Origin of the sequence: Methylopila musalis (genome assembly GCF_042679725.1) — a bacterium.
Taxonomy (GTDB): domain Bacteria; phylum Pseudomonadota; class Alphaproteobacteria; order Rhizobiales; family Methylopilaceae; genus Methylopila; species Methylopila musalis.
Window position 1 is genome coordinate 1 of sequence record NZ_JBHTMX010000418.1, and the last position, 722, is coordinate 722.

General features: G+C 76.2%; 1 pseudogene. It reads left to right on the forward strand.

What is annotated here, in order from left to right:
- Positions 1–109 precede the first annotated feature (109 nt).
- Positions 110–722, forward strand: a pseudogene (locus ACFQ4O_RS18065) (TolC family protein); the annotation flags it as partial.

The window sequence follows — 722 nt, forward strand, 5'->3', positions numbered from 1 at the left end:
GGATCCTGCCGGCGGTGGCCGGCGTCCGCGCATCCGAGCCGGTCGCGCCGGAGTCGTGGGCGCGCCGGAACCGGGACGTGACGCCGAAGCCGGCCGGGGAAGGGCGGTGATGGCCGCCTCCCTCTCGGGCCGCGCGCCCCGCCTGCTTACAGCGCTTGGCGTGTCGTCGATGCTCGCCGGCTGCGCCACGCTGTCGCCCGACGCCGGCATGGCCCCGGTTACGGCGCGGGTGGCGCTGGAGCTTGGCCAGGACACGGCCAAGCTCGTCACCCCGGCGGAGGCCGCGGTGGCTCAGGCGCGGGTGCGGGCGCTGCTGGCGAAGCCGCTGACGGCGGAGGCCGCGGCGCAGATCGCGCTTCTCAACAATCGCGGCCTGCAGGCGGCCTACAACACGCTCGGCGTGGCGGAGGCGGATTACGTGGCCGCCAGTCTGCCGCCGTCGCCCACGCTGTCGATCGAGCGGGTGGCGGCGTCCGGCGATCTCGACGTGGAGCGTCGGCTCGTCGCCGATCTTCTCAGCCTCATCACCCTGCCGCGCCGCACGAAGATCGCGGAGACGAGCTTCCGCGCCGCCCAGCAGCGGGCGATCGCCGCCACCTTCCGCACGGCGTCGGACGCCCGTCGCGCCTGGACGCGGGCTGTGGCCGCGCGGGAGACGGCGGACGCGCTGGAGACCGCCCGGTCCTCCGCGACCGTCGCGGCGGAGCTGTCCGCCCGCCTCG